The sequence below is a fragment of the Chryseobacterium sp. B21-037 genome, assembly GCF_028570785.1.
GTDB lineage: Bacteria > Bacteroidota > Bacteroidia > Flavobacteriales > Weeksellaceae > Chryseobacterium > Chryseobacterium proteolyticum.
Map to the genome: position 1 here is coordinate 3,361,549 of NZ_JALGCB010000001.1, position 22,625 is coordinate 3,384,173.

General features: G+C 36.9%; 15 protein-coding genes. 4 read left to right on the forward strand and 11 right to left on the reverse strand.

Translation table 11 applies throughout. The annotated features are described in order from the left end of the window. Positions 1 to 416: 416 nt before the first annotated feature. The 7 genes from MTQ00_RS14910 to MTQ00_RS14940 form a co-directional block, all read right to left on the reverse strand. Positions 417 to 923, reverse strand: a complete 507-nt coding sequence (locus MTQ00_RS14910; protein WP_273650079.1) for a hypothetical protein — start codon at positions 921 to 923, stop codon at positions 417 to 419. Between the two features lie 59 nt (positions 924 to 982). Then, positions 983 to 3,106 (reverse strand): methylmalonyl-CoA mutase, encoded by a 2,124-nt coding sequence (scpA, locus tag MTQ00_RS14915; protein WP_273650081.1) that lies wholly within the window; start codon positions 3,104 to 3,106, stop codon positions 983 to 985. Positions 3,107 to 3,240: 134 nt separating this feature from the next. Further along, complete coding sequence (locus MTQ00_RS14920; RefSeq protein WP_273650083.1) at positions 3,241 to 6,291, reverse strand: reprolysin-like metallopeptidase; 3,051 nt, start codon at positions 6,289 to 6,291, stop codon at positions 3,241 to 3,243. A 253-nt stretch (positions 6,292 to 6,544) separates the two neighbouring features. Next, on the reverse strand, positions 6,545 to 8,647 hold the full coding sequence (locus MTQ00_RS14925) for a prolyl oligopeptidase family serine peptidase (RefSeq protein ID WP_273650085.1): 2,103 nt from the start codon (positions 8,645 to 8,647) through the stop codon (positions 6,545 to 6,547). Positions 8,648 to 8,966: 319 nt separating this feature from the next. Then, positions 8,967 to 10,052: a peptide chain release factor 1 gene (gene prfA / locus MTQ00_RS14930; RefSeq protein WP_172281336.1), complete on the reverse strand. Its 1,086-nt coding sequence runs from the start codon at positions 10,050 to 10,052 to the stop codon at positions 8,967 to 8,969. A 187-nt stretch (positions 10,053 to 10,239) separates the two neighbouring features. Further along, positions 10,240 to 12,627: an alpha-amylase family glycosyl hydrolase gene (locus MTQ00_RS14935; protein WP_273650088.1), complete on the reverse strand. Its 2,388-nt coding sequence runs from the start codon at positions 12,625 to 12,627 to the stop codon at positions 10,240 to 10,242. A gap of 92 nt (positions 12,628 to 12,719) precedes the next feature. Beyond that, entirely contained in the window at positions 12,720 to 13,076 is a 357-nt protein-coding gene (locus MTQ00_RS14940) for a hypothetical protein (protein WP_273650089.1), read from the reverse strand. 228 nt (positions 13,077 to 13,304) lie between these two features. Here MTQ00_RS14940 and MTQ00_RS14945 point away from each other — a divergent pair, with 228 nt between their 5' ends. Continuing rightward, complete coding sequence (locus tag MTQ00_RS14945) at positions 13,305 to 14,330, forward strand: alpha/beta fold hydrolase (RefSeq protein WP_273650090.1); 1,026 nt, start codon at positions 13,305 to 13,307, stop codon at positions 14,328 to 14,330. 173 nt (positions 14,331 to 14,503) lie between these two features. Here the strand turns inward: MTQ00_RS14945 and MTQ00_RS14950 are convergent, their stop codons facing one another. Then, a complete protein-coding gene (locus MTQ00_RS14950) occupies positions 14,504 to 16,564 on the reverse strand; it encodes a T9SS type A sorting domain-containing protein (protein WP_273650091.1) in 2,061 nt (686 codons plus the stop codon). 150 nt (positions 16,565 to 16,714) lie between these two features. On the opposite strand from MTQ00_RS14950, the gene MTQ00_RS14955 reads away from it, so the two are divergent. Then, positions 16,715 to 17,581 (forward strand): AraC family transcriptional regulator, encoded by an 867-nt coding sequence (locus tag MTQ00_RS14955; RefSeq protein WP_273650092.1) that lies wholly within the window; start codon positions 16,715 to 16,717, stop codon positions 17,579 to 17,581. Between the two features lie 98 nt (positions 17,582 to 17,679). Here MTQ00_RS14955 and MTQ00_RS14960 read toward each other — a convergent pair whose 3' ends face one another. Together MTQ00_RS14960 and MTQ00_RS14965 are read right to left on the reverse strand one after the other, a co-directional pair. Beyond that, the gene (locus tag MTQ00_RS14960) at positions 17,680 to 17,958 is read right to left on the reverse strand and encodes a hypothetical protein (protein ID WP_172281344.1); all 279 of its coding nucleotides are present in this window, start codon (positions 17,956 to 17,958) and stop codon (positions 17,680 to 17,682) included. 94 nt (positions 17,959 to 18,052) lie between these two features. Beyond that, positions 18,053 to 19,660, reverse strand: coding sequence for a fumarate hydratase (locus MTQ00_RS14965; protein WP_273650094.1), 1,608 nt, complete (start codon positions 19,658 to 19,660; stop codon positions 18,053 to 18,055). Between the two features lie 137 nt (positions 19,661 to 19,797). Here MTQ00_RS14965 and fumC point away from each other — a divergent pair, with 137 nt between their 5' ends. Continuing rightward, complete coding sequence (fumC, locus tag MTQ00_RS14970) at positions 19,798 to 21,192, forward strand: class II fumarate hydratase (RefSeq protein WP_273650095.1); 1,395 nt, start codon at positions 19,798 to 19,800, stop codon at positions 21,190 to 21,192. Positions 21,193 to 21,306: 114 nt separating this feature from the next. Then, entirely contained in the window at positions 21,307 to 21,501 is a 195-nt protein-coding gene (locus MTQ00_RS14975) for a hypothetical protein (protein ID WP_172281350.1), read from the forward strand. A gap of 71 nt (positions 21,502 to 21,572) precedes the next feature. On the opposite strand, the gene MTQ00_RS14980 is transcribed toward MTQ00_RS14975, so the two are convergent. After that, positions 21,573 to 22,610, reverse strand: a complete 1,038-nt coding sequence (locus MTQ00_RS14980) for an outer membrane beta-barrel protein (RefSeq protein WP_172281352.1) — start codon at positions 22,608 to 22,610, stop codon at positions 21,573 to 21,575. Positions 22,611 to 22,625: the final 15 nt, after the last annotated feature.

A 22,625-nucleotide genomic window follows, 5' to 3' on the forward strand; every position in this document is an offset into this window, starting at 1 on the left:
GTAGCCTTTCCAGTAAAACGGATTGAATAAAAATTTCTATGTATTAATGAAATTTCATTTCTCCTGAATTATTTGGAAGACAAAAAAATGATTAAAAGATTTCGGGGAAACTTAGGTTTGAAATATTGCGCAATAAAAAACCCGAAATCTACACGACTCCGGGTTCTGATATTTCAATATACTATTGTTCTATGAATGTACCAAACCACGAAGCCTTACCACCATAAGGGGCAATCCAACTGTAGAATTCTTTTGAAATTTGAACATTTGCTTCGTTGTTTTTAAATTGGTTAAACTTTATTTTCAGGTGCAAATATATACAATTTTCTGAAAAGTAATCATTTAATTATAAATTTTTGAAAAATAAAAAGCTTCAACAGGAAACCTGTTGAAGCTTTTTATCTGCATGTATTACTTTAATCTTTAGAGCCGAAAGTATCCATTCTTGCATCCATGCCCCTACTGTTAGGACGGTATACTCTTTCCGGGTCCAGAAAATAAACGTTGTGTTTTGCTTTAGCAATGATCCCTTTATAAACGTCTTCCGGTAAACCTGCAGTATCTTTATCTGTTGATTGATCCGTATTCTGTGCTTCTTTTTTAACTTCTATAGCACCACTTTCATTTAAAATGACCTTTGCTTTTCTGGCATCCTCTATATTTTCCGTATAGACGATTATATTAATTTTACCTATACTTCCTTCTCTATAAGCTGTAAGCAGCTCTATTTCATTTACAAAAATATGGTCCCAAAAACTTTTTGTCTTCTCATCTTCTTCGTAATCATCTGCCGATGTTCCGTTTTCTAATTTTGATTTTGAAACAATGATATCCGCTTCTTTAAATCCTTGATTCTGTAGTTCTTTTTTTATTCCTTCTACATCTGCATTAGCAGGGAATATTGAAATTACTGTATAAGCCATATCTAAATTTTTCACTTAAAAGTGCAAAAACCATACAACAATGGCCAATATTAAAATATTTAACTTTTGTTTAGAAACTTATCCAGGATCTCTACAGCGCATTTAGGAAGATTGGTTCCGGGGCCGAAAATAAAGTCTGCACCGTTTGCGTAAAGAAATTCATAATCCTGCTGAGGAATAACCCCACCTACTACAATCGTTACATCATCTGCCCCTAATTTTTTTAATTCTTCCACGACCTGTGGAACGAGGGTTTTATGGCCTGCTGCGAGAGAAGACACTCCTAAAATATGAATATCATTCTCTACAGCTTGTTTCGCTACTTCTTCCGGAGTCTGAAATAAAGGAGCTACATCCACATCAAATCCCATATCTGCAAATGCTGTTGCCACTACCTTAGCACCACGGTCGTGTCCGTCTTGCCCCATTTTGGCAACCATTAATCTTGGGCGACGTCCTTCTTCTTCCTCAAATTTTTGAGTGAGATGAAGGGCTTTTTCGAAATATTCATTTTTACTCGCATTCATTGCATATACTCCTGAAATTGTTCTGATATTGGCTTTGTATCTTCCAAAGCTCTCTTCCATCGCATCACTCATTTCACCAAGTGTCACTCTTCTTCTTGCCGCTTCAATACATAAAGCTAAAAGGTTTCCTTTACCTGTTTTTGCACTCTCTCTGATCTCATTTAAGATCTCTTCAACAGCTTCTCCATTTCTTGTTTGCTTAATGGAATCCAGTCTTTCTATCTGTTTTCTGCGAACTTCCGTATTATCGATATCAAGGATCTCAATAGGCTCTTGTTTCAGAGCCGATTTAAATGAATTGACACCAATGATAAATTCCTCACCGCTATCTATTTTTGCCTGCTTTCTGGCTGCCGCTTCCTCAATTCTCATTTTAGGAATTCCTGCTTCAATTGCTTTCGTCATTCCTCCTTCCTGTTCCACCTCATCGATATACCTCATTGCCTCCTCAATCATCTGCTGGGTAAGACTTTCCACCAGATTGCTTCCCCCCATCGGATCCACCACATCACAAATTCCACTTTCCTGCTGTAAAATAATTTGGGTATTTCTGGCAATTTTTGCTGAATAATCTGTAGGTAAAGCAATCGCTTCATCCAATGCGTTGGTATGTAAGGATTGTGTTCCTCCTAATGCTGAAGATAATGCTTCAATAGCAGTCCGGGTAATATTATTAAAAGGTTCCTGCTCTGTAAGTGACCATCCTGATGTTTGAGAATGGGTTCTCAGCGCTAAAGATTTTGGATTCTGAGGGTTGAACTGTTTCAAAAGATTAGCCCAGATGTATCTTGCAGCACGCATTTTAGCTATTTCCATAAAATGGTTCATGCCTATTGCCCAGAAAAAAGAAAGTCTTGGGGCAAAATCATCCACATTCATTCCCGCTTTAATTCCTGTCCTTACATATTCCAAACCATCTGCCAATGTATATGCCATTTCAAGAACAGGGGTTGCTCCCGCTTCCTGCATATGATAACCAGAAATCGAAATAGAATTGAATTTGGGAATGTATTTAGATGTATATTCAAAGATATCCGCAATGATCTTCATGGAAGGGGTAGGCGGATAAATATACGTATTTCTTACCATGAACTCTTTCAGAATATCATTCTGAATGGTTCCTGAGAGCTGATCCTGTTGAACACCTTGTTCTTCTGCGGCAACAATATAGAACGATAAGATTGGTAAGACCGCACCGTTCATCGTCATGGAAACCGAAATCTGATCCAGAGGGATTTCATTGAATAAAATCTTCATATCCTCAACGGAATCAATGGCAACCCCGGCTTTCCCAACATCTCCCACAACTCTTGCATGATTGGAATCATATCCTCTGTGGGTGGCAAGATCGAATGCTACAGACAATCCTTTTTGCCCTGCTGCCAGGTTTCTTCTATAGAATGCGTTAGACTCTTCAGCGGTAGAAAATCCGGCATACTGACGTATTGTCCAAGGTTTTTGAACATACATCGTTGAATACGGCCCTCTTAAATAAGGTGAAATTCCGGGAGATGTCTCTGTAAGAGCTTTATCTTTAACATCTTCATGGGTGTAGGATGATTTTAATTCTAACCCATCCTTTTCGAAATTATAAATCTCACCTTCTTTAGGCAAAATATCCAGATTCAGTTTTCTTACAGAAATTGTCTTTCGCATTTCAATAATTTTATCCCCGTAAAGTTAATTTTTTTGAATGAAACATGAAACTACAGTTAAACACCTGTTATTAAAACCAATAGCTAAATAAAAAGCCGGACAATTGTCCGGCTCCGATCTAATTTTTAACTTTATTATTTCTTAATCAGCTTTGTACTGTATGTTTTAGTTTCACCGGTAATGGTAATAACATACATTCCTTTAATAAGTGAAGCTACATTAATTCTTTGACCTTCCAGTTTACCGCTTTGTACTAGTCTTCCTTCAGCGCTGTAGATCTTATAATCTGCTTTTCCTTTAAGATTTTTAACTTCAACAAAGGTATCGGCAGGGTTTGGATAAATCTCAATTTCAGATTTTGTTCCTTTTACTTCATCCACAGCAAGTGCTCCTGTAATTTTTACAGAAAAGTCTCTAAAAGAACCCGTTGAAATTACTCCACCGCCACCTACCGGAATAGAGGAAGTACCACATGGCCCAGTAGCAGGATTAAAGAAAGTACTTGCCACTCTCATTCTTAATGTTTTGTCACCTGAGTAGGCAGTTGCTGGTACCGTAAATACAATCGTCCCATCATGGAAATTAAGATCATTTGCAGCATTATAAACAGGAACGGCACCACTAGATCCTATCTTTTCTGAGGCTTCAAAAGTACCATTTCTATTATAATCAATCCATATTTCTAACCAGTCATTATAAGTTCCAAGACCATGACCTAAATTTCTAAATGAAATAGTATATTGAGTACCTTTTGTTAAGTTGATTAATTTACTGGCATCTTCACTAAAATCCAAATAGGTTCTAGCTGCAGTATTCAAGTTACCTGAGAAATAATTAACATTAGCCAGATTTAATTGAATAAGCCCGCTGTAGTAGGGTGCAAGAAGATTATTCCCCCCCGTAGTCATCAAACAATAGTCAACTCCTGTTCTTAAACCTTTCGTTTTGAAAGTATAATTCGTAGAGAATGCTCCAGGTACATTGTTTACTACAGCTGCAACTTGGGTTTCATAACTGGTTTCGTCTTCAAGACCTGTTAAAGAAACAGAATTAGTATTACTTACCGCATTAGCCCAATTTACTTCACCAACTTTTCTATAGTTAATAGAATAAGTATTAGCTCCGGGAACACTGTTCCAAGAAACTCTTGCCGTGGTCTTTAAAATTTCAGAAGGCAGTACGAAAACTCCTGTAGGAGCATTAGTCGTTGATGTAGGGGCTGTTCCAATAGTAACCTGAGGAGACACCGCATAAAATATATTTCCAATTGCTGATATTCTAAACTTAACAGCACCTGTTAAATTACTTGGCATTTGTGCGGAATAATTGCCTGTATTGGGAGTAGTAGCTACCAGATCAGTCCATGTATTTCCGTTATCGGTTGTATAATCTATTTTCACATTGGTAACATTATAAGGAGCTGCATTGGTATTAGCCACCTCCCATTGGATCGTGTTTGAAGCATTATTATATAATACCGAGGAAGCAGTTAATCCGTTAAATTTAAATGGTCCATCATTACCAACTGTTACAGTAGTCTCAGAAGAAGATAACATTGGTCTTACAGTATTCTCATCTCTTACTGTCACTGCATAGTGTAAAGTTCTAGGCACATAAGGAACTGTTTCCCATGTCGCTTTATTGGTAAGAGTACCATTCATTACTAAAGGCAGACTTGGAAAATATCTTCTTCCACTTGCTGTTCCAAAGAAAGATCTTGCTAAGGATCCCTGAGTATTGTATCCCCATCCACTATCTCCTGAAATTGAAGCGAAGTCATCAACACTGTCATATTGTTCCCATGTATATTTCAATGGGTCATTTTGAGCATCTGTTGCTACTGCATCTAAATAATATGCTGTTCCTTTTGGAATGCTATAAGATGTAAGAGGAGAAATTACAGGTGGAGTATTCGTTGTAATATCTTGAGATATACCACAAGCAGCCGGCTTACCTTCAAGATTTGTTAGTATTTGATTGATTGAAGCATAGTGGAAATAAGCATCGGAATTCATTTGTACATTGTCCTGTGTAATTCCTGCATAACTCATAATCGTTGTTCCACCCCCAGGTTCTACATTCACTCCTGAACCTTCAGTGCTTTTTGAGAAAGTATGGTTTCCCCCTAACTGATGCCCCATTTCATGGGCAACATAGTCGATATCAAAAGTATCACCACTTGGATTTCCATTTGAAGGAGAAGTAAATCCGGAACCTTTACCTTCTGGCTCTGCAGTCGACGGATCTACACAAATACACCCAACACATCCTGCATTTCCCCCTCCTCCATCAGCTCCGAATAAGTGTCCAATATCATAATTAGCATTTCCTACATTGGCTGTTAAAGTATTTTGTAATTCTAAGTTCCAAGCTCCTGCCGATCCAGCAGCAGCATCAGAATATGGATCTGTAGCAGGGTTACTATAAACAATTGTTGGCAAATCCTGAACAATTAATTTAACTCCAAAATCTTTTTCAAATACTCCGTTTACACGAGTCATCGTCGTATTCATCTGTGCAACAGCACCAGGTACTCCGCCAAAATGCTGGGTATATTCACCTGTAACAGACAGTGCAAGCTTATATGTTCTATACTTTGTACTGGAAGGTCTACTTGTAATTCCTACACTAGAAAGCTTTTTTTTTCCGTTACCCTCCAGCGTCTTTATATCTTTAAAGCTCTTTTCCTCACTTGTACATTCAAACCCATGATCTCCTTCAGTCCTCTTCGTCTTGTAAAAGACTCCATATGTCTGCTTATCTGTAGAAATAGGTTCTATAAATTGAAATACGCCATCCTTAATAATCATAGATTGCATTTCAGTCGGCGAGGTACTGAATCTTACATATTTGGAAGGATCATCAATACCTACCCCAACATATGAACCTAACTGATATCTATCTGCCAGAGATTTCTCCATAACAGGATTACTGTACACAGCAAACTTTTCAATTTTTCCCTCTACCGTAGGTAAATTAATAACAACAGGTTTGGCATTGTTTCCTGTTTCAACAGCATCTTTTAATAAATTTCTGAGCGAAGTTAAATCTACTTTATAAGCATATTTAACCTCTACTTCTTTTCGTAACTGGGAAGTCTTTTGAGATACGGATTCCCATCTTTGAGCATAACTACTGGTAAGTCCAGCAGCTAGTGCACAAATAAGTAGAACTTTCTTTTTCATAAATTACATTTATTTTAATAAAAACGTTAAGCATTTCAACAAAAATAAAAACAAAAAATACTAATAACACATCAAAAAAGTTAATAATCAACTAAAGCATCAATTTAACCCCTCCTTATACATTTGATATTAAAAAAATAAACCATAAATGCAAAAAAAAATTAAATAATTACACATTTTTTCGTGCAAAAAAACCGAAAGATTGATCTTTCGGTTTAACAATTTGTATATTTTATTAAAAAAAATTAATCAATTACAATCTAATTCCCATTTCAAACAAAGCAAAAGAAATTAAATCCGCATTTTCACCAATAACCTGTTCGGTCGATCTTCCGGCTCCATGTCCTGCATTTTTTTCAATTCTTAACAGGATTGGATTTTTACAGGCTTGTTTCTCCTGAAGTTCAGCACCGAATTTGAATGAATGCGCTGGAACAACCCTGTCATCATGATCACTTGTAATAATCATAGTCGACGGATAACAAGTTCCGGCCTTTACATTATGTACCGGTGAATAAGATTTTAGATAATCAAACATCTCTTTGTTGTCTTCTGCTGTTCCATAGTCATAAGACCATCCGGCACCTGCCGTAAATTTATTATACCTCAACATGTCCAGAACACCTACTCCTGGAAATGCTACTCTAGCGAGATCAGGTCGCATGGTCATCGTAGCTCCAACCAGCAATCCTCCGTTTGACCTTCCAGAAAGCGCCATATACTCTTTCGAAGTATATTTTTTATTTTGCAGGTATTCTCCGGCAGCAATGAAATCCTCAAATACATTTTTCTTTTGCATTTTTGTTCCCGCATCATGCCATTTCTTACCATACTCCCCACCTCCACGGATATTCGGAACTGCATAAATTCCTCCATTCTCCATCCAGATCGCATTGACAACAGAGAATGATGGCTGTAAGCTGATATTAAAACCTCCGTAAGAATAAAGAATAGTAGGATTTTTACCGTCCAGCTTTACCCCTTTCTTGTAGTTAATCATCATAGGAATTTTCGTTCCATCTTTTGATGTATAAAATACCTGCTCAGATATGTAATCCTCAGGATTGAATTTTACCTTTGGTTTCTGGTAAACCTCTGATTTACCAGTATCAGCGTTAAACTTATAAGTTGTTCCCGGTGTAATATAGTTGGTAAAAGAAAAGTAAAGTTCTTTTTCATCTTTCTTTCCTCCGAAACCTGAAATATTTCCTTTTCCCGGAAGAACTATATCTCTTACAAGTTTACCCGTTTTATCATATTGCTTTACCTGATCAATGGCATCTACCATATATGTTGCAAAGAAATATCCTCCACCGGTAGAAATTCCCAATACATTTTCTGTCTGAGGAATGACATCGATCCAGTTTTCAAGAGAAGGGTTTTTAATGCTGGTTTTTACAAGACGCATATTTGGAGCGTCTTTATCCGTGAAAATAAACAAGTTATCTCCTTCCGTATCTACAATACCCGCACTAATGTCAAATCCTTTATTAATTTGTATGAAATCACCTCCATTTTTAAGATCCTTGATATATAATTCGTTCCCGCTTGTAGTATTAGCAGCTGATATGATAAGATATCTCTGATCTTCAGAAACATTTGCTCCGATATATCTCCTTGGTGTTTTATCTCCTCCGAAAATCAGTTGATCAGAAGATTGTTTTGTTCCTAATTTGTGAAAGTATACTTTATGCTTATCGGTCATCCCTGAAAGCACAGTTCCCTCTTTAGGTTTATCGTAGCTGGAATAATAAAATCCTTCATCTCCTTGCCAGGAAATACCACTGAATTTAACATCCGTCAATGTATCATCGATTTGCTTCTTTGTAATAGCATCAATAATGATAATTTTATTCCAGTCACTTCCACCTTCAGAAATAGAATAAGCCGCTAAATTCCCTTTTTTATTAAATGAAAGCTGAGAAAGAGAAGTGGTTCCTTTTTCAGAAAACTTATTGGGGTCAAGGAATACTTCTGTAGTCTTCGTTTTATTATTTGTTCTGTATATCACGGATTGTGCCTGCAGCCCGTCATTTTTATTATAATAAGTAAAATCTCCTTCATTTGAAGGTGCAGAAATCTTTTCATAATTCCAGATATCCCTCAATTGATTTTTTATTTTTTCTCTAAAGGGTATTTTTGAAAGGTAATTCTGGCTGAAAGCAACTTCTTCATCCACCCATTTTTTAGTGGGCTGGGAGTCATTTTCCAAATCTCTGAAAGGATCCGCCACAGCAGTTCCGAAATAGGTATCAGTCTGATTACCTTTTAGGGCCTTAGGATAAGTCATTTTTTGTGAATAAAAAGATGCTGAAAATAAAACTCCAGCTGTTAATAAGATCGGTTTAAAATTCATTTCAAAGGATTTTATCAAAAATACATAATATCATCAAATAAAAAAAACCTGTTATACAGGCTCAATTTGATTAATATTTTACATTAAAACTTTCAAAATAAAATCGGTAAGGTTAGGGACAATCCGATCCGGGCTGTTTGTCAATTAAGACATCTCCCATTTGTTTCAAACCATACAATCTAATCGTTTGGAAAATACCGTTTTATAAAAATAATAGCTCTGTAAGCTTTCATAATATAGATTGGTGTTACGAATGAGACATTTAAAATAAAATAGCCTCTGAAAACAGAGGCTATTTTATTTATTTAATTTAAAAAATTTAATAATTATCTTCTTCTCCCTTCATTTTTTCTGCATTCTCAGCCATGATTACAGCATCAATCATTTCAGAGATATCCCCATTCATATAGGCATCCAGATTATACATCGATTTATTGATTCTATGATCTGTTACCCTACCCTGAGGATAATTATAGGTTTTAATTTTTGCTGAACGGTCTCCTGTAGATACCATCGTTTTTCTTTGTGCAGCGATATCTCCCTGAACTTCCTGCAGTTTGATGTCGTATAATTTTGCACGAAGCATTTCCATTGCTAATTCACGGTTAGCCAGCTGAGAACGTGCCTGTTGACATACCACCACAAGACCTGAAGGTTTGTGAGTCAACTGAACTTTTGTTTCAACCTTGTTTACGTTCTGACCCCCAGCTCCTCCGGAACGCGAAGTCTGCATTTCAATATCTGCAGGATTGATCTCCACATCTACTTCTTCAGCTTCAGGTAATACAGCAATAGTAATGGCAGAAGTATGTACTCTTCCCTGGGATTCAGTTTCAGGTACACGTTGTACACGGTGAACTCCGGATTCAAACTTCATGATTCCGTACACTCCTTCACCTTCCACTTTCATGATCAATTCCTTATAGCCTTTTGCAGCTTCATTAGAGTCTGTTACTTCATGTCTCCAACCTTTAGTTTTGAAATACATGGTATACATTCTGTAAATATCTTCCACAAAAATAGCTGCTTCATCACCCCCTGTTCCTGCACGCAATTCCACAATGATATTTTTATCATCTGCAGGATCCTTAGGAATCAGCAATACTTTCAATTCCTCTTCAAAAGCAGGAAGTTTTGCCTGAGCTTCTAATTTTTCTTCTTTAGCAAGATCTACCAGGTCTCTGTCTGAACCATCAGCAATAATTTCATCAGATTCTTCAATTGTATCTAATGCCGCTTTATATTGGTCGTACACTTTAACGATTTTTCCCAGATCGCTATATTCTTTGTTCAGAGAAGAATATCTTTTCTGATCAGAAATAACATCAGGCTGGATAATAAGGTCGGCAACCTCATTATATCGTTGTTTTATAGCTTCCAGTTTTGGAATTAATGACTTGGACATTATAGAAATTTTGTGGCTGCAAAGATATGAATTATTAATTCAATTTGAAACTCCTTTAGTTTCTGATTTATACCGTCTTTGGCCCCCTTATACATATTAACTTCTTTAAAGTACTAATTTGCACGATCAACAAAGTAAAAAAACTAAATAGTATACAATTGTACAAAAGAATCATTTAACATTCAAACTATTTAATGATGATCTTTTGTATCGCAATTCCCGACTCAGAATTCAGATGAACAAGATAAGTTCCTGCAGCATAATCCATTTTAAACTCATAAGTTCCACTCTCATTTTTGAGCGCGAATGATTCCAGCTTTTTACCTGTCATATCATACAATGCAATTACTCCATTCTTAGCCTTGTAATATTTTAGTTTTACTACTTTATTATGCACCGGATTCTCCATTACCTGAAGAGATAGTCTATTAGGTGCATTTTCATCCACAGTAGATAAATTGCCTGTATAATTCCCAAAAATCCTGAATTCTCCGGGTTGTAATACAATAGGAGCGGTAGTCGAGGTAATATTTGAAATAGTTTGATCCATTAAGTTCTGCCATTGACCTGTATATGGAAAATAAGGAATAACATTCTTCGTTGTTGTATTGTAATTCGCCAGAACTACTACATTTTTCATCCCGTTATTAAGAAGATTGTCATAAACAAATATCCTGGTTATCAATCCATCCGGATCATTAGAAAGGTTATTGGATTCTACTGTATAGGTTTTTGATTTAAACACGGGATATGTATTTCGAATGGTAATAATTTGCGCCCATGTATCATAGACCGCTTTTCTGTTTGGGTTGTTATCGTAACCTAATGTAAAGGCAATTGGCTTTTCGTCGGTTCTGCAACCATTATTAATGGTTCCGTCGGCACATCGGTTAATACTGAATTCATAACCAAGTTCTCCAAATTGCCAGATCATTTTCGGTCCCGGTATGGTAAAGAAGGTCGCTCCAAAAGCTTTCATCCTTTCAAGAGCCGTATCAAGATTTTTTACACTATAAGCACCGTTTATCGCGCCATATTCTAAATTTTTAAACATAAGTCTTTCTTCATCATGGCTTTCTCCATATCCTACAGCATTCATTTTGGTGAATCCGTGAAGCTGATGATTCATCCGGTCAAAATTGCTGTTTTCCTTATATCCCATTGTATTCTGGTTATAAGGCTCTGTTTGCTTATTCCAAAGCAGCACTCCTTTTCCTTCAGCAACTCTGTAGTTGGCCCATTGCTGTTCTTCTGCATCTGTTCCTAAATGTTCAAAAATCATATATGAATTAGGGTCAATTGCCCACTGTTTATCCGCATAGTACTTTAAAATATCTACCCTGTCCTGTTGATAAGCATTCGTGCAGTTCTCATCATTTTCGGAACAATTTTGGGTAAATCCTTTGGTGAGATCCCAACGGAAACCATCAATTTTATATTCCGTCAGCCATTGCTGCAAGGTCCGTTCAACATAATATCTCGTGGCTGAACTTGTGTGATTGAAGTCATTGAAAACATTGTAAGAATGTTTGGGAACCTGATTAAAATAAGGATTATTAGCTGCTACATCCCCATATCCATCCCCGTCAGGATCAATATTCCATAATCTTACCAATGGAGACCTTCCCGTAGCATGATTAAATGCCACATCTAAAATCACAGCAATCCCGTTTTGGTGGCACAGATCTACAAATTCTTTAAATTTCTCCGGTGTCCCATAGGCTTTATCTAATGCATAATGAAAAGAGGTATTATATCCCCATGAAAGGTTTCCTTCAAATTCCATAATAGGAAGAAGCTCAATCGCATTAATTTTTAAATTCTTTAAATAGGTAATCTTATTGATAAGAGATTGCCAGTTTTTTTCCTGTGTAAAATCTCTTAATAGCAACTCGTATACAATCAGATCTTCTTTATCTGGTCTCTGGAAATTGGTAACCTGCCAATTATAATTTGGCTGCCCTGTTTTAAACATAGAAGCTTCAAAATTCTGTCCCGCAGGAAAGGGTGGCAAATTGGGATATGTGGATGACGGAATCCATTGGTCGTCGTAAGAAGACAAAATCTGCGGAGAAAAAGGATCTGCTACTTTTTTCAGGTCATTCGTTCGGTATTGAAAAGTATACAGCTGCTGCGGAGTAATCCCATCTAACTCAATCCAATATAAATCAGTGTTTGTAGTATCCCTTTTCATCAGGTAATTATCATTTACTGTCCAACTATTAAAACTTCCGATGACATGCACAAAGTTTTTATGGGGAGCATACAATGCTAAACCAACCTTTGTATTGTCGGTAGGATGATAATTAATGCCTTGACGTATCCATGAAGGAATAGCCTGAGATATTACATTTCTTGGAATCTGTATTATGAATTTCGCATTTTTAGTCCCGGAATTATCTGTAGCAATGAGTTCCATATCAGCATCTGCAGATACCATATAGGTGTAAGAGTACGAAACAGAAGGAGTAGATGTTGAATTTACAACAACTCCATTAGCTTTTAATTGAAAATTAGCGGCGACGTTTGTTGTTGCTGATATAGAAACAGAACCTCCTGAAGGTACAGATGTCAAGCTATTTGGCAGCGGATTTGTCAGGGTGAGATTTAATACACCTACATTTACAAAAATATCCGGAGAAGTTTGATGGGTTCCCGCCTTGTCTTTTAATAGAAAACCAAATCTTCCGATTCCTGTTCTTCCAAAAAAGTTGTTGGTGTAAAAGTCAGTGAATACGTATCTGTCGTTGAATTATAATTCAGTTTATTCTGATCATCAGAATTGTCCCAGCTCCCATTTGTAGGACAATTCTGACTATTCATATAGTTGGTATCCAGTGACCATGACCAAATATAAATCGCGTGGTTACTAACGTTCCAAGCCGATTCATCAATCTGATCACCAGGAACTGTCAGTGTGATCTGATCTGTTTCGTTAAACTGTCCGGGAGTAATGATATAGTTGATTTGTCCGAACACAAAAAAATTGATCAACAGCAATATAAAAAAGTAAAATTTCTTCATAAGGGTCGTTTTTCTATTTATATACTAAAATAGTTTAATTTCTTAAAAGCAATTTATTTTAAACAAAATAATACACAAAAATTACTAATTAATCATTCACAATTTAAAATGACCGCTTCACGATTAATAATGCCCGGTTGAAATAAGTAACAATGGTAAGGCTTTACGAATCGTCCTACTTTTGAATCATAAATAAAAATCACTCCAAAAAATCAAAAATCTAAAGCTATGTTACAAAGATTCAAAATTCAAAATGTAATGGAAAAGCTGATTCTAAATGCCGTTTTTCTCATTCTTATTACAACGGGCTCGCTCCACGCACAGCAAACATCCGCTCATCCTCAGGATCAGGAAAGTTCGCTCGGAGTTTTAAAGCAGATTGATGCAGGTGTACTCAATATCGGGTATACTGAAGCCGGACCAGCCAACGGAACTCCTGTTATTCTTCTTCACGGATGGCCATATGATATCCATAGTTACAATGAAGTAGTTCCGATTTTGTCACAAAAAGGATACAGAGTAATTACTCCTTATCTGAGAGGATTTGGAACGACCCGTTTTATCTCTCCAAATACAATGAGAAATGCCCAGCAATCTGCTGTTGCCCTGGATATCATTGCCTTGATGGATGCCCTTAAAATAAACAAAGCAGTAGTTGGAGGGTTCGACTGGGGAGCCCGGACAGCAGACATTATGGCTGCGTTATGGCCGGAACGAGTAAAAGCTCTTGTTTCTGTAAGCGGATATTTAGTCACAAATTTAGAAGCTAATAAAAATCCATTAACTCCGGAAGCTGAATATGGCTGGTGGTACCAATATTATTTTTCTACCGACAGAGGTGAAAAAGGATATGCTAAAAATGCATATGAATTCAATAAACTGATCTGGAAATCTGCTTCACCAAAATGGAATTTTGACACGGCAACCTTTGATCAGACAGCCGAATCCTTTAAAAATCCCGATCATACGGCAATTGTTATTCATAACTATCGTTGGAGGTTATCCCTGGCCAAAGGAGAGCCCAAATATGACAATCTTGAAAAACGTTTGGACAAACGCCCCGTTATTAATGTACCCACCATTACTATAGCAAGTGATTTTGATGGTCCCGCTGCAGATGGAAAAGCTTATGCCAAACAATTTACCGGTAAATATGTACATAAAATCCTCAATGGAATAGGCCATAATGTTCCGCAGGAAGCTCCGAAAGCTTTTGCTGAAGCTATTATTGAAGCAGATTCTATTGCAAATTAAATCAATCAAAAATTTAACCTAAAACAAAACCCGCAATGTACAATATAGTATACACTGCGGGTTTATTTAACTAAAAAATGAACTATCTTTTAAAATGTCATATATTGAATATGAATAAGTTTTGAAAACAAAGGTCTTTACCGATTACCTTCTAAATAATCAATAGTAAAGTATTAGTTTTTAATGATTTTTTTTGAAAAAGTTTGCCCGCTCTTTAACTTTACCTGAACCATATAAACTCCTTTAGCAATTCCTTGCATATTAATCTTGTTATTGAAAAACGGAATTTTGACAATTTGCCCTACTGCATTCATTACCTGCACATTTTCTATTGCTGAATCCACATCAATGTTAACAATTCCATTCGTTGGATTTGGATATACACTTATTGTATTAAGTCTGATTTCGGAAGTACTTAGCGCAGATACATCCTTGACACATCTTACCGATTGTCCTTGGCCTCTTGGTCCGCCTGCATTTGGATTTCCAATAGTATTCCCGATATAAAAGTATTTGGCTCCGAAGGCTGACGGGGTGGAACTCCAGTAATAGCCTCTTTGCCCAACAAAAGTAAAGTCAGCTGTTGAAGCTCCTCTGTATCCTCCCGCAGGCAATTTTAAAGTACTGCTGTATGCGGTTGCAGGATTATTGATTACTTCAGCACTTTGCAATGCAGCCCAATCTGCCTGGCTCGGCATTTTCCAATCCAGGCTTATTGCTTTACAAGGATCATATCCGTTTCCTGAGTTTACCGCATTCATATTGTTTGCTGACCAGTGATCTGTTAATGAATTGGCATTCCACCAGGATCCGGTTACAAAAGAAGTAATTCCGGTTAACCCATCTGGAGAATTCGGCGTAGGAATGCCTACTGTTTGAGAATTTCTTTTCTGATGTCCATCATCCCATCTCCCCCACTGAAATAAGTCTCCGTAAGAATCTTCATCTGTCATTGAGGTAGCTACCTGAATGCTTCCCAGATTCTGCTGAAGCCATATTTTCCCATCCTTACCTCTAACAGTAGAATAAGAAACCTGACTTCCGTTATAGGTAAAAGAAACACATCCTGTATCTCCGGGATTATTTCCCGGATCTGCATTGGTACAGGTTTGAGATGAACCGGCAATTGAAATTCTTTTTACGCGTGTTCCATCCTGAGAATAAGCCAAAACCAGATATTTGTTCAATGTATCGATCGCGAGATCATTAAATGTAGCTCCTCCATCGGAAATAAAATCCCCTCCAAAAGCACCCCATAACTGAGTTACATTGTCCAATTTGTAAACCGTATTTCTTAAATGATTATCATTTTCCCATCGACTAACCGCTACATAAGGTTCACCGGAAGGTGTTACTGCAATTGCGGTATACTGAACAGCTCCTGATGAAAAATAAGCATTTCCAACCTGAACCCAGGAAGTTCCGTTAAACTTCTTAACATTTACTTTCCTTCCATTCGCAGCATTGGAAACATAAGCAACATACAAATTATTATTGCTATCAATTGCAATATCTGAATAATACTGTTCTCCTGATGAAGAAGCATCAACAACACTTCCACCAACCAATGTCCAATTATCGGAAGCTGTTGCCCCCGTTGAATTTTGATATACATTAACTCCGTTCGCTACACTACAAGTATATACCTTATTATCTGATCCTATTACCATTTCAGCAAATGCTGCTCCATTAGAAAAACCACTATTTCCAACCTGTTCCCAGGATCCGTTTACATAACGTTTAACAGTTCCGGATTCATCGTTACTATATGTAAATAAAACATTGGAGGATGATACTGCCGAAGCATGATAATTTACTGAATTCGATGTAACATTGGGTAATTGTGCCCATGCAAGACCAGTATACTGACGTACTTCCAGACCGGAACCCGGGTAACCGATCTGATTGGTATAATAGGGATTTCCTGAACTGTCAAGTGTCAGTGAATTGTAAAGGGCTGATCCGTTTGTTATCCCTGCACTTCCGCCTACATAAGACCAACCGGTTCCGTCAAATTTCTGAACCGAGCCTTTCCCAACAGACACATCATAATATGATAAATAATAGTTCCCTGAATGATCTATAGCCAGATTATTATTACTACTCCCTCCCGTAGAAACAATTGTGCTCAAACCTACATTTTCCCACTGCTGAGCATATAGGATACTTCCACCAATGAACAACCCCAGTCCCAGCACCAATTTTCGCATTGTAAAATATAAAATTTTCAACATAATGAATATTATTTTTAATTATTCTAAATTTAAATTTAACTTTGCGCAAAAGTACTCTACTCAGGTAATCTGAAGTTATCATTTTCAAACTTTTTGTTATCGGGTGTTTAACTAAATATCAATCGTACCATATCGTAAGGAGATTGCCACATGAAGGAACAATCTAAAAAAGGATTATTATTCAGATCCGCAGACTTTAAAATAATACAGGAAGAAGTTTGCCCCGAACAATCCTCGAAATCAATTATGACTGAGGGTCAAAATACCTTCAATCTTCTCTTTTTACTTAGTCAAGGCATCTATCTGGAGGCCCAGGATTGTAGAACAAGGTTTTTATTCAAAAAAAATCAATATATATTACATTATTCCTCCCAGGAAAATACCTCATTACTCTGGACAGAAAATCCCGAAAAACTAAAATATCTCCAAATTCAGGTTACTTATCAGTATATGGAAAAACTGATTCAACCTGAATCTGACCACGAAAGCGCAGATATCTTAAAAAAAATGGTGAATAATAATTATATATTTCTTCATAAGGAAACTCCACCACTTATGACAGTGGAAATGCATATGATCGTCAAGGAAATATTAAGCAATCCCAAAAAAGGAATTACACAAAAATTACTGATCGAAGCTAAAATAATCAAACTCCTGATTTTAATGATTGAACAGTTTGTTGAAAAAAAAACAAATGAAATCTCTCCTAAAACCGCATCAGCCATTAAAAGATTTGTGGATGAAAACTTCCATAAAAATATCAGGGTAGAAGAAATCGGCAAGATTATAGGAATTAATCAGAATAGCATTCGAAAAGCCTTCAAGTCCCAGTATAATATGACCATAACAGATTATATCTCAGACCTCAGAATGCTTAAGGCAAAAAAAATGATCATCAACAAGGAGATCATGATCAAGGAAATATCTATAGAATGTGGATATGAATATGTACAAAACTTTACAAGGGCCTTCAAAAAGAAATTCGGACTTTCTCCGGAGAAATTGAGAAACCAGTAAATAAAAAAACCACCTAATCAGATTAAGTGGTTTTGTATATGTTGTTTTGCTTTGATATCACTTTCCCGGAATTAAGGCGGAAAAGCAATGACAATCAATTAATGATGTCCGTGACTATCGTGTAAGAAAGGGCCGTTACCTTTAGGCTCGCTGAAGATTACCTCTACTCCTTCCTGCTCATATACTTTTTTTCTTCTGATATCTTCCGGATCGAAAGGCTTTACTTTACCGAAGTATTCCATCAAACCTTCGCTTAACCACATTGGGATTACTAATCCAAAAAACATAAAGATACACCAGAATCCTACCAGGAACATTGTTACAAAATAGATGGTCCAAAGGAACTGATAAAACGGCCAAAATGCTGATAACATCATTTTTCTTATAGATTTTAGGCAAAAATAGAACTTTTTTCCTTTTTACACAAAAGATACAGGCTCTATTTTATTATTTATTTTGATTTTAAACTAATTAATGCGCAAGATCTGCAAAGAAATCATTCCCTTTATCATCTGTAATGATAAACGCCGGGAAGTCTTTGATCTCTATTTTTCTTACCGCTTCCATTCCTAATTCCGGGAAATCAACTACGTCTACGGAAAGAATATTGTCTTTGGCAAGGATAGCCGCAGGACCTCCGATAGAACCGAGATAGAAACCTCCGTACTTTTTACAAGCATCTGTTACATCCTTGCTGCGGTTTCCTTTGGCCAGCATAATCATGCTTCCTCCGTTTTTTTGGAATTCATCTACATATACATCCATTCTTCCGGCTGTTGTTGGGCCAAAACTTCCGGAAGGCATCCCTTCTGGGGTCTTTGCCGGTCCTGCATAATATATAGGATGATTTTTAAAATATTCAGGCATCGGTTTTCCACTGTCGATCAATTCTTTAATTTTCGCATGGGCAATATCTCTTGCCACAATTAAAGTTCCGTTTAGCTTTAATCTGGTTTTGATCGGGTATTTGGAAAGCTCAGCCAGAATTTCCGGCATTGGCTTATTCAGATCGATCTCAACGGCCTCTTCCAGGTGGGGCGCTGTTTCAGGCAAAAATCTTTTAGGATTTTCTTCCAGTTGTTCAAGGAAGATACCCTCTTTGGTAATTTTACCTTTAATGTTTCTGTCTGCTGAACATGAAACTCCCATTCCTACAGGACAAGAAGCTGCGTGACGAGGAAGTCTGATCACCCTTACATCATGTGTTAGGTATTTTCCTCCAAACTGAGCCCCAATTGCACTTTCCTGACAAATCTTCTGAACCTTAGCTTCCCATTCAAGATCTCTGAATGCCTGTCCGCCTTCATTTCCGGAAGTAGGAAGATCATCGTAATATTTAGCTGAAGCTTTTTTCACTGCTGCCAGGTTAGCTTCCGCAGATGTTCCTCCAATGACCAAAGCAAGGTGGTAAGGTGGACATGCAGCGGTTCCAAGATCTGAAATTCTCTCCTTAATAAACTCTTCAAGAGATTTTTCATTAAGTAAAGATTTGGTCTTTTGATATAAGAAGGTCTTATTTGCTGAACCACCTCCTTTTGTTAAAAATAAAAACTCATAAGAGTTTCCCTTTTTGGTATATAAATCGATTTGAGCAGGTAAATTTGACCCCGAATTCTTCTCGTCAAACATATTCAAAGGAATGATTTGTGAATATCTCAGATTTCTCTTCTGATATGTATTATATATTCCTTTACTTAAATACTCCCCGTCATCTACTCCTGTATACACATTTTCTCCTTTTTTCCCCATTACAATAGCAGTTCCGGTATCCTGGCAGGAAGGAAGGGCTCCTTCTACGGCAACGGCAGCATTCTGTAATAAGTTGTACGCTACAAAACGATCGTTATCAGTAGCTTCAGGATCATCAATAATTCTTCTAAGGCTTTCAAGATGAGAAGAACGAAGCATAAAAGAAACATCAGCCATTGCCTCTTCAGCCAATAACTCCAATCCTTTAGGATCTACTGTTAAAATCTCTCTTTCTCCAAGTTGTTCTACTTTCACATAGTCTGATGTAAGCTTCTTGTAAACCGTATCATCTTTCTGAATCGGATACGGATCCTGATATCTAAATTCCATTCAATTTTTTCTTTATGCAAAAATAAAACATACTTAAAAAAACATGAGTAAAATCACCAATAACCTTTCATATTTATAACCATTATAAATTGTGAATTTTATAGTTTATCTTTAACTTTATAAAAATTTCAACCACAATGAATTACAGAATAGAAAAAGACACCATGGGCGAAGTGCAGGTACCTGCTGATAAATTCTGGGGAGCGCAGACCGAACGATCCAGAAACAATTTCAAGATCGGACCGGAAGGTTCAATGCCTCATGAAATTATTGAAGCTTTTGCTTATCTGAAAAAGGCAGCCGCTTATGCCAACACCGATCTGGGAGTTCTTGCTGCTGAAAAGAGAGATATGATCGCGAAGGTTTGTGATGAGATTCTGGAAGGAAAGCTCAATGATCAGTTTCCATTGGTTATCTGGCAAACAGGCTCCGGAACACAATCGAATATGAATATCAATGAAGTAGTATCAAATAGGGCTCATGTTAATAATGGCGGAACACTTGGTGATAAATCTGAAATTCACCCGAATGATGATGTGAACAAGTCTCAATCTTCCAATGATACCTATCCTACCGCAATGCATATTGCTGCCTATAAAAAAGTAATTGAAGTAACCATTCCTGCGGTTGAAAAACTAAAAAATACGTTAGCCGAAAAAGCTAATGCTTTTAAAAATGTCGTAAAAATCGGAAGGACCCATTTAATGGACGCTACTCCTCTTACTCTTGGACAGGAATTCTCAGGCTATGTAGCTCAACTGGAATTCGGTCTCAGAGCATTACGAAATACTCTTCCGCATCTTTCTGAATTAGCTTTAGGAGGAACTGCAGTAGGAACAGGCCTTAACACTCCAAAAGGTTATGATGTAGCTGTAGCGGGATATATTGCAAAGTTTACCAATCATCCTTTTATAACTGCGGAAAACAAATTCGAGGCACTTGCTGCCCATGATGCCATAGTGGAATCCCATGGAGCCTTAAAACAATTGGCCGTATCACTATTTAAGATCGCCCAGGATGTAAGATTATTAGCTTCGGGACCCCGTTCCGGGATTGGGGAAATTCATATTCCTGAAAACGAACCGGGATCATCTATCATGCCCGGAAAGGTAAATCCTACTCAAAATGAAGCTTTAACTATGGTTTGTGCGCAGGTTTTAGGAAATGACACTACCATCTCCTTCGCCGGGACCCAGGGAAATTACGAACTAAACGTTTTCAAGCCTGTTATGGCGTATAATTTTCTTCAGTCAGCTCAGTTAATTGCTGATGCATGCATTTCATTTAACGACCACTGCGCTGTTGGAATTGAACCTAATTATGAGAGAATTAAAGAGCTTGTTGATAAATCTTTAATGTTGGTAACTGCTTTAAATACCCATATTGGTTATGAAAATGCAGCTAAAATTGCAAAAACAGCCCATAAAAACGGAACAACATTAAAAGAAGAAGCCGTTAATCTAGGACTTTTAACCGCTGAACAATTTGATGAGTGGGTAAAACCGGAAGACATGGTCGGAAGCTTAAAGTAACAAACAGAAAGGCCTTGGAGAAATCTAAGGCTTTTGTTTTAAGCATTTAAGCACTGATCTTCTGATTATTTTTTTTCATAAATTAGTGATACATAAATATTTAAACTAATAACTATGAAAAATCTTGCAAAGCTTAACAGAGAAAATTTAAAGAAAATAGTGGGTGGACATACTTGTCCGAGTGGAACCCGTCACATCATTTACAACGGATATCATGGCTGCTGCTTATCCGCACCTTCAGGAAATCCATGTACTTCTGGAATGTGCTTTGTAGAAGCAGACATGTGTTCGGAAGAACCGCCAATGTAATTTCATAAACAAGGCCGGAAAATCATTTTCCGGCCTTTGTTCAATAGATTTATATAAATATATGTGTTTTCTTACCACCAAAGGGCTACTCCAAAAATCAGTGCTTTATCATTTTTAAAAGTATCATCTTTAAAGAAATTGCTGAAATCCTTCTTTACAAAAATACTGAAATCGTTATAGGAAAGTGTAACCTGACCACCATATACGAAAGGATTGACCTGGTAATTCGCACGGTCTCTCGAGTCGAATCCGTCTCCTTTGAAGATATTATTACTCGACATTTTTATCCCTCCATACACATTAGCTCCAACCTTGAATCCCTTATTATAATCTCTGTACTGAATATCCATTCCTGCACTTTTAAGTTTTGAAAAATTATACTGCAAACCCAGAGGAATCATGATATAGCCCGTTCTCAACTTACTTTTATCTATACTTCCCTGATATTTCTGCAAATGGACATTCGAATTGGCATCCTTTGCAAAAATCATATTATCATCCAAACGCAGTGTTCTCCAGGAAAATCCAACACCGGAAATAAGACCCCATGGACTGGTTCTGCTAAATTGATAGTTAAATTTAAAGCCGAATTCCAGATTATTGGAATATCCCATATGCTTATCGAGGTCATTATCGGACAAATTATTTGTAAGCGTCATTACTCCATAAGAGAAATAACCATCCAAACTTCTTGTCGGCCTGAACTTCTTCAAAAGCTTCGCCCTTAGTTCTTCCTTGGAAGTAACATCAGTATTGAGAAGTGAATACCTCACCTGTTTCTGAATCACCATATCGAGGTCAAAACCCAAATCCCGTATCCTTTGGTCAATTTTTTCTGAAAAGCGATCTGCAATGTCTGCTTTCTGCTTATTAAACTCATTCTTTTCGAGTCCTTTGCTCTGAAGATCTAAAAGCTCAGCTTCCATAAGTTTTTTCTCCTCCTGAATAATTGTATTAATCTCTGTAGCATATTCTTCTACTTTTTCCTTGACCATAGGACTCACATCGGATTCTTCTTTTGAAGGAAGATTAAACGTAGGCTTTTTCTGTGCATATGCTGTGGCAGAAAAAAGGCACACGAATCCTATCAGGATAAATTTCTTGATCATAGTATTATTATTTTT

Excerpts from the sequence above, each read along its gene's own strand:
- fumC (WP_273650095.1), top strand. The coding sequence starts at position 19,798 with ATGAATTACAGAATAGAAAAAGACACCATGGGCGAAGTGCAGGTACCT.
- MTQ00_RS14945 (WP_273650090.1), top strand. The coding sequence starts at position 13,305 with ATGTTACAAAGATTCAAAATTCAAAATGTAATGGAAAAGCTGATTCTA.
- MTQ00_RS14940 (WP_273650089.1), bottom strand. The coding sequence starts at position 13,076 with ATGAAGAAATTTTACTTTTTTATATTGCTGTTGATCAATTTTTTTGTG.
- scpA (WP_273650081.1), bottom strand. The coding sequence starts at position 3,106 with ATGCGAAAGACAATTTCTGTAAGAAAACTGAATCTGGATATTTTGCCT.
- MTQ00_RS14980 (WP_172281352.1), bottom strand. The coding sequence starts at position 22,610 with ATGATCAAGAAATTTATCCTGATAGGATTCGTGTGCCTTTTTTCTGCC.
- MTQ00_RS14975 (WP_172281350.1), top strand. The coding sequence starts at position 21,307 with ATGAAAAATCTTGCAAAGCTTAACAGAGAAAATTTAAAGAAAATAGTG.
- prfA (WP_172281336.1), bottom strand. The coding sequence starts at position 10,052 with ATGTCCAAGTCATTAATTCCAAAACTGGAAGCTATAAAACAACGATAT.
- MTQ00_RS14910 (WP_273650079.1), bottom strand. The coding sequence starts at position 923 with ATGGCTTATACAGTAATTTCAATATTCCCTGCTAATGCAGATGTAGAA.
- MTQ00_RS14925 (WP_273650085.1), bottom strand. The coding sequence starts at position 8,647 with ATGAATTTTAAACCGATCTTATTAACAGCTGGAGTTTTATTTTCAGCA.
- MTQ00_RS14960 (WP_172281344.1), bottom strand. The coding sequence starts at position 17,958 with ATGATGTTATCAGCATTTTGGCCGTTTTATCAGTTCCTTTGGACCATC.
- MTQ00_RS14965 (WP_273650094.1), bottom strand. The coding sequence starts at position 19,660 with ATGGAATTTAGATATCAGGATCCGTATCCGATTCAGAAAGATGATACG.
- MTQ00_RS14920 (WP_273650083.1), bottom strand. The coding sequence starts at position 6,291 with ATGAAAAAGAAAGTTCTACTTATTTGTGCACTAGCTGCTGGACTTACC.
- MTQ00_RS14955 (WP_273650092.1), top strand. The coding sequence starts at position 16,715 with ATGAAGGAACAATCTAAAAAAGGATTATTATTCAGATCCGCAGACTTT.
- MTQ00_RS14950 (WP_273650091.1), bottom strand. The coding sequence starts at position 16,564 with ATGTTGAAAATTTTATATTTTACAATGCGAAAATTGGTGCTGGGACTG.